This is a genomic window from Clostridium sp. OM05-5BH (assembly GCF_003481505.1).
Lineage (GTDB): Bacteria > Bacillota > Clostridia > Lachnospirales > Lachnospiraceae > Otoolea > Otoolea fessa.
On record NZ_QULJ01000002.1, the window covers coordinates 1 to 7,057 of the forward strand.

General features: G+C 38.8%; 6 protein-coding genes and 3 pseudogenes. All 9 read left to right on the forward strand.

Annotation, left to right across the window (positions count from 1 at the left end; translation table 11 throughout):
- Positions 1–537: 537 nt before the first annotated feature.
- The gene (locus tag DXB70_RS02520) at positions 538–1,074 is read left to right on the forward strand and encodes a hypothetical protein (protein ID WP_107001171.1); all 537 of its coding nucleotides are present in this window, start codon (positions 538–540) and stop codon (positions 1,072–1,074) included.
- 808 nt (positions 1,075–1,882) lie between these two features.
- Positions 1,883–2,305, forward strand: coding sequence for a sigma factor-like helix-turn-helix DNA-binding protein (locus tag DXB70_RS02525; protein WP_107001170.1), 423 nt, complete (start codon positions 1,883–1,885; stop codon positions 2,303–2,305).
- A 490-nt stretch (positions 2,306–2,795) separates the two neighbouring features.
- Positions 2,796–2,996 carry a hypothetical protein gene (locus DXB70_RS02530; protein WP_107001169.1) on the forward strand — a complete coding sequence of 67 codons (201 nt, stop codon included), beginning with the start codon at positions 2,796–2,798 and terminating at the stop codon, positions 2,994–2,996.
- A 400-nt stretch (positions 2,997–3,396) separates the two neighbouring features.
- Positions 3,397–4,905 carry a recombinase family protein gene (locus DXB70_RS02535; protein WP_107001168.1) on the forward strand — a complete coding sequence of 503 codons (1,509 nt, stop codon included), beginning with the start codon at positions 3,397–3,399 and terminating at the stop codon, positions 4,903–4,905.
- Positions 4,906–4,994: 89 nt separating this feature from the next.
- Positions 4,995–5,168 (forward strand): annotated as a pseudogene (locus DXB70_RS02540) (topoisomerase C-terminal repeat-containing protein); the annotation flags it as partial.
- Between the two features lie 133 nt (positions 5,169–5,301).
- A pseudogene (locus tag DXB70_RS14515) lies at positions 5,302–5,543 on the forward strand (peptide-binding protein).
- A 48-nt stretch (positions 5,544–5,591) separates the two neighbouring features.
- Positions 5,592–5,675: a 23S rRNA methyltransferase attenuation leader peptide gene (locus DXB70_RS02550; RefSeq protein ID WP_001865637.1), complete on the forward strand. Its 84-nt coding sequence runs from the start codon at positions 5,592–5,594 to the stop codon at positions 5,673–5,675.
- Positions 5,676–5,799: 124 nt separating this feature from the next.
- Positions 5,800–6,537 (forward strand): 23S rRNA (adenine(2058)-N(6))-methyltransferase Erm(B), encoded by a 738-nt coding sequence (gene erm(B) / locus DXB70_RS02555; RefSeq protein WP_001038792.1) that lies wholly within the window; start codon positions 5,800–5,802, stop codon positions 6,535–6,537.
- Positions 6,538–6,706: 169 nt separating this feature from the next.
- A pseudogene (locus tag DXB70_RS02565) lies at positions 6,707–6,967 on the forward strand (topoisomerase DNA-binding C4 zinc finger domain-containing protein); the annotation flags it as partial.
- Positions 6,968–7,057: the final 90 nt, after the last annotated feature.

The window sequence follows — 7,057 nt, forward strand, 5'->3', positions numbered from 1 at the left end:
ACTTGTGGCCACAGAGGCATTGCTTGCCATTTAGCTATTTAGCAATATACTGCAAAAAAGATTATTGAGTTTATACAACATCTATTGTTTTACGCAATACCTCCTTAAAATATCTATATTAAGAAAATTCGCCACAAATTTTCGGTGATTTATCAATCGCTTTTCGAGTTTTTATATGTTTATGCAAAAAGAATGATATTTTTTTTATATCAACAAGTTCTCTTTCTTTTTATCGTTTTAACTCAAACATCAAAACACAAAACTTGAATACCCGGTTTTTATATCAGAAAAATATACGATATATGTTGATAATTAACAATTTATTAAGTTTTATTTACCATTTTTAGATTATATTGCATATATAGGGATTCTGTGGTATACTACAGTTAGTTATAAAAAGCTCATAACCGATTAGTAAAGGGAGGGATACCATTGGGGCTATAGAGGAGGAGAATTTGAGAGAATAGTGCCTTACATAATGGTGGGCGCTAAAAAATCTGAGTTTGTTACTATGGTAAAGTCTCAAGGAGGTCATTTATGAAGAAAGGTTTGAAAAAGGCATTGGGTCTGTTGGTAGCGCTGAGTCTCATGGTAGTTGGTAGCGCATTTAGTGCTCTTGCTGCTGATTCTCCAGAACAGAGACAAACATTCAGTGTCGATCTGAATAATTTTGACGAAAGCCAGCCCTATTCGGAAACATTACATTTCGAGAAGGACGGTCAGCCGGTAACAGTGACACTTAGCTATACGCCTCCTTTAACTCGTGATCCTGCTACTGAAGGAACGTGGAAATCGGATGCATTTTGGGGTGTCGCAGGTATGGATTACAGATTTGACTTATCAAAGAGTGGTAGCCAGTGGAAAATTTCTAATGCACGTGATTTAAATACCTACTGTGTTGGCGGAACGGTTGAAGATGAAAGTTTAGCCATTGGCCGTGCAACATCTACCTCAAGCAAAGCGGCCGAAGTGACTGGCTCTATGAGAGCAAATGTAGTCGGCGGAGTAGGAACACTTTCTTTCGCTTTAAGAACGGAAGTTTTTAATGGAGAAGTTTCTACCGTATTAAATTAAGAATAATATAAGTAGAGTCCTATTCAAAAAGGTGTTGATGTAAATATGTCGGCAATGTCTATATTTTTTCTAGTTGTATGCTCCGTCCTTGGACTTGGTGTTTTATACTGTATAGCTCGAATTATAGGATGGCTATTCAATCAGATAAAAAATAATGCTGATTAAGTGAAAGCAATTATACAATTTAAAAGGGTTGTTGCAAAGAGAAAAGTAATGTTCTGTATATGGTAGATTTAATAATTGACATATACTATATATAGTAAATTGAGTCTGTTTTGTAACAACCTTTTTAAAAGAAAATTTTTAGTAACAATTAGATAGAGTAGAGGTACGTTAACCATTAACATATCCTCTACTCTATTTTTTTATTTTTGCCTCCTATCTACGACAAATTTTGCAAAAAATACATTATATGATAATAAAAGAACTACGAGATTTTTACGCGGAGGTTGCTAATAACATGAGTTAGATTATTGAGAAAAAATAGATGAAGCAACGCCCCTTTTGCTTTACCTCCTCCTAGATGGGAGGAGTTTTATTCCAATTTAAACTTTTTTAAGGCTCAAACAAGCTGTTATTTGTTTGAGCTTTTTTTATGTTCGACACCTTATTTCAGGATTTGCTATCGAAACAGAGCCAGTCTTGAGATAAGCTGTCGAGGCTTTTTTAGAACGAGTAGCCATCTTTACTATTTTATAGATTTTTCACTGTTATTTTTTGAAAATTTCAGAAATTTCAGCCTACATATACGCTCCCCGCCGCTTCTGTTTTGTTGTCCATCCATCACAAAACAAAGCGGAGGTTCAATATGGCTATTATAAATTTACGGGACTATTACCCTTTTTATACGTCAGACTACTTTATGGAAGTACCAGAAGATGTTGTTGAAATGTTCAAGGAGTTTGACCGGAAGGAAGCCGCTTACCGTCTGCGTACATACCGGCACAAAGCCTATTACTCCCTGGATCGGAATGATGGAATTGAGCATGAGGCGCTTTTCGTTGCGTTCTCTCCCTATGAACTGTATGAGCGTAAAGTGACGATACAAGAACTCTATACCGCCATCTCACGACTGCCCGACAAACAGGCAAAGCGCATTTACGCTCATTTCATTCTCGGCTTGACGAAACAAGACATTGCCCGGGCCGAGGGTGTGGATGAAAAGGTCGTGCGGCTCGCCATTGAGCGCGGCCTTCGGAACTTGGAAAAAATTTTAAAAAAATTTTTATAAGGTGTACCGATTTCGCCTCAAAAATGAAATGGCTTATGAGAGGCAGTCAAAGCCTCGGGCCACATTGGCCCGAAGCGGGACACGCCTCACGCAGATTGAAAACTGAATAAAAGATAGACGGATACGAAGGGTGCTTGTGTCCAGTGACAGGCCCGCCATGACCTCTATTTTTACACTAGAGAGAGCGACCAGGCCCATGCCGTAGGCAGACTGTGGCAGGTCTGCCGGACAAAACACAAAACCCGGATACTTGCGATTAGTCACAATCCGAGCGTGCAGCGGTGTTGCGAACCGTGAGCCGTCGCAGGTAATGAGATCGCCTTGCCATCAGAATGGGGAGAGCTGAAATGCTATGGGACAAAAAGCCAACTGTCCGTCCGGTCTATCTGAAAAAACTTTCTAACCTGTGGGGCCCTTCCTCTATTACTGTCTGATGATAGGGCAACCGTTCTGGCTGGGCCCCATATTTTTCTATGAACAGGAGAATTTTATGAAGGAAAATATATCTAGTCCAGAATTAACGCTGAATATATGGAGTAATGACGCCTGCCGGGGCTATGTGATTATGGCCATGCAGGACTGTGGATTCACCCATAAAGATATTAGCCGTGTAGTAAATCAGCTTTATGGAGTGTTTGACTTATACACACTCAACGAGGCTGAACAGAAATATTATAACGGCGATTATTAGCTTCGGGCCAACGTGGCCCGAGGCTGGGGAAAGCTCAAAGGGCAGTTCCTTCCAGGGAGCCGCTTTTTTAGGTTTCCCCAGCAGACAAGAGGGAAGCTGGCCGCTGTTCATCCGTACTGAAAAGTGGAGGTTTTCGATGGTTCAATCTGTTACATACCAAAGCGAAAAACAATCCGTATATTTTCAAGGGAAACTTATCGTATTGGAAAATCTAATTCCGGTACTATCCCCGGATGAAAAGAACAAGCGAAAAAGAGAAATCGAAAATCACTTATATGATGTGTTCAGTAAATACACGGACAGATTTTACTAATCAACCGCAACATTGTTGTCCGGGGCTGCCTATGGTATAATATAATTGTAAGGTTGGTAGCTCCATTCCATACGGAAGGAGCCCAATATGGACATTATCAGAGAAGATTGTATATACGCGAGACAGTCGGTAGACCGTAAGGACAGTATCAGCATTGAAAGCCAGATTGATTTTTGTAAGTATGAGCTGAAAGGCGGAAGCTGTAAAGTATTCAAGGATAAAGGCTATTCCGGGAAGAATACGGACAGGCCGGAGTTTCAAAAGCTGTTAGGAGAAATCCGAAAGGGCCGGGTGCGGCGGGTAATCGTTTATAAGCTGGACAGAATCAGCCGTTCCATTCTGGACTTTGCAAACATGATGGAGCTGTTCCAGGAATATGACGTGGAGTTTGTTTCGTCCACAGAAAAGTTCGACACCTCAACCCCAATGGGGCGGGCCATGCTGAATATTTGTATCGTATTCGCACAGCTTGAACGTGAGACAATCCAGAAACGCGTCACGGACGCTTACTACTCCCGGTGCCTGAAAGGTTTTCACATGAGCGGACAGGCCCCCTATGGTTATCAGTTGGAGCCGACAGTGGTTGAAGGTATCCGCACAAAAAAGATGGTGGCAGACCCCGAAACTTCCCAATATGTAAAGCTCATGTTTGAAATGTATTCCGAGCCGGAAACGTCTTTTGGTGACATTACACGGTACTTTGAGGAACAGAACATCAAAGTTTACGGTAAATCGCTATTCCGTACCTTTATTTCACAGCTTTTAAGAAATCCTGTTTACGCACAAGCAGATTTAGAACTCTACGAATTTTTTAAAAGCCAGGGGGCGGCTATTGTCAATGACGCTTCCGATTTTGCCGGAACCAATGGCTGTTATCTCTATCAGGGCCGGGACGTGAAGGAGGATAAAGACAGGAGCCTGAAAGACCAGATACTTGTAATCGCTCCACATGAAGCGCTCATACCGTCTGATGTATGGCTGAAATGCAGGAAGAAGCTAATGACAAATAAGAGTTTTCAACAAGGACGTAAGCCGAAAAATACATGGCTTGCCGGAAAAGTTAAATGCGGGTGTTGCGGATATGCCTTAAAGGCAACACACGTTCCGAACAGCGAAGGCTATTTTCGCTGTAGTAAACGGACTGAAAATAAAGGCTGCCCGGGCTGTGGTAAAATCCGTAAATCTGAATTTGAGGAATTTATTTTCAGTGCTATGCGGGCGAGATTTAAAAATTTTCAAGTCCGCCATAGCCGGGAGGAAAAAGTCAATCCCAAACTGACCGCCCATCAAATTGAACTGGCGCAAGTTGAAGCCGAGATTGAAAAACTACTTGATACGCTAACCGGAGCCAACGCAACACTTCTTGCCTATGCTAACAAAAAAATTGAAGAACTGGACACTCGCCGCCAGACCATTTCAAAGGAGATTGCGGAAATGTCCATTGAAACAATGTCACCCCAAAAGGAGCAGGAACTCTCTTATTACCTCGACCATTGGGACAGCATTGAATTTGACGACAAAAGGAAAGCCGTTGACGGCCTGATTATTTCAATCAGCGCAACTAGCGACCACGTTCAAGTAGAGTGGAAAATCTAAGCTCTAACTTCTGGATTATCCCACTCTACTTACTTTCAAATCTATCTTTTCTTTTTAATCTTGTTTGTACCCCTTGTACACCGTTGCTTACTTTAGCTGAACATTTTAGAAAGAAAAAACTAACCAAAACGAATGTAAAAGAATTACTGGAGGGAAAAGAAACCCTGGTAAAAGGAATCAAAAACAAAGAGAAAAAGCCCTACAATGCCGTTGTAAAAATTGGGGAAAAGGGATATATTGATTTTATATCTTTCTCAAAATAAACATAAAAGCCCTTTAAAGAGGGCTTTTATATATTAATCACAAATCACTTATCACAAATCACTTATCACAAATCACAAGTGATTTGTGATTGTTGATGATAAAATAAGAATAAGAAGAAATAGAAAGAAGTGAGTGATTGTGGGAAATTTAGGCGCACAAAAAGAAAAACGAAATGATACACCAATCAGTGCAAAAAAAGATATAATGGGAGATAAGACGGTTCGTGTTCGTGCTGACTTGCACCATATCATAAAAATCGAAACAGCAAAGAATGGCGGAAACGTAAAAGAAGTTATGGAAATAAGACTTAGAAGCAAACTTAAGAGTGTGTTGATATTGCAGTATCTTAAAATTTTGTGTATAATAGGAATTGAAGTTAAATTAGATGCTAAAAATTTGTAATTAAGAAGGAGGGATTCGTCATGTTGGTATTCCAAATGCGTAATGTAGATAAAACATCTACTGTTTTGAAACAGACTAAAAACAGTGATTACACAGATAAATAAATACGTTAGATTAATTCCTACCAGTGACTAATCTTATGACTTTTTAAACAGATAACTAAAATTACAAACAAATCGTTTAACTTCTGTATTTATTTACAGATGTAATCACTTCAGGAGTGATTACATGAACAAAAATATAAAATATTCTCAAAACTTTTTAACGAGTGAAAAAGTACTCAACCAAATAATAAAACAATTGAATTTAAAAGAAACCGATACCGTTTACGAAATTGGAACAGGTAAAGGGCATTTAACGACGAAACTGGCTAAAATAAGTAAACAGGTAACGTCTATTGAATTAGACAGTCATCTATTCAACTTATCGTCAGAAAAATTAAAACTGAACATTCGTGTCACTTTAATTCACCAAGATATTCTACAGTTTCAATTCCCTAACAAACAGAGGTATAAAATTGTTGGGAGTATTCCTTACCATTTAAGCACACAAATTATTAAAAAAGTGGTTTTTGAAAGCCATGCGTCTGACATCTATCTGATTGTTGAAGAAGGATTCTACAAGCGTACCTTGGATATTCACCGAACACTAGGGTTGCTCTTGCACACTCAAGTCTCGATTCAGCAATTGCTTAAGCTGCCAGCGGAATGCTTTCATCCTAAACCAAAAGTAAACAGTGTCTTAATAAAACTTACCCGCCATACCACAGATGTTCCAGATAAATATTGGAAGCTATATACGTACTTTGTTTCAAAATGGGTCAATCGAGAATATCGTCAACTGTTTACTAAAAATCAGTTTCATCAAGCAATGAAACACGCCAAAGTAAACAATTTAAGTACCGTTACTTATGAGCAAGTATTGTCTATTTTTAATAGTTATCTATTATTTAACGGGAGGAAATAATTCTATGAGTCGCTTTTTTAAATTTGGAAAGTTACACGTTACTAAAGGGAATGGAGATAAATTATTAGATATACTACTGACAGCTTCCAAGAAGCTAAAGAGGTCCCTAGCGCCTACGGGGAATTTGTATCGATAAGGGGTACAAATTCCCACTAAGCGCTCGGGACCCCTTGTAGGAAAATGTCCTAAGTGTGGCAACAATATTGTATTAAAAAAATCGTTTTATGGTTGTTCAAATTATCCTGAATGTAAGTTTACTTTAGCTGAACATTTTAGAAAGAAAAAACTAACCAAAACGAATGTAAAAGAATTACTGGAGGGAAAAGAAACCCTGGTAAAAGGAATCAAAAACAAAGAGAAAAAGCCCTACAATGCCGTTGTAAAAATTGGGGAAAAGGGATATATTGATTTTATCTCTTTTTCAAAATAAACATAAAAGCCCTTTAAAGAGGGCTTTTATATATTAATCACAAATCACTTATCACAAATCACAAGTGATTAATCACAAATCACTTGTGAT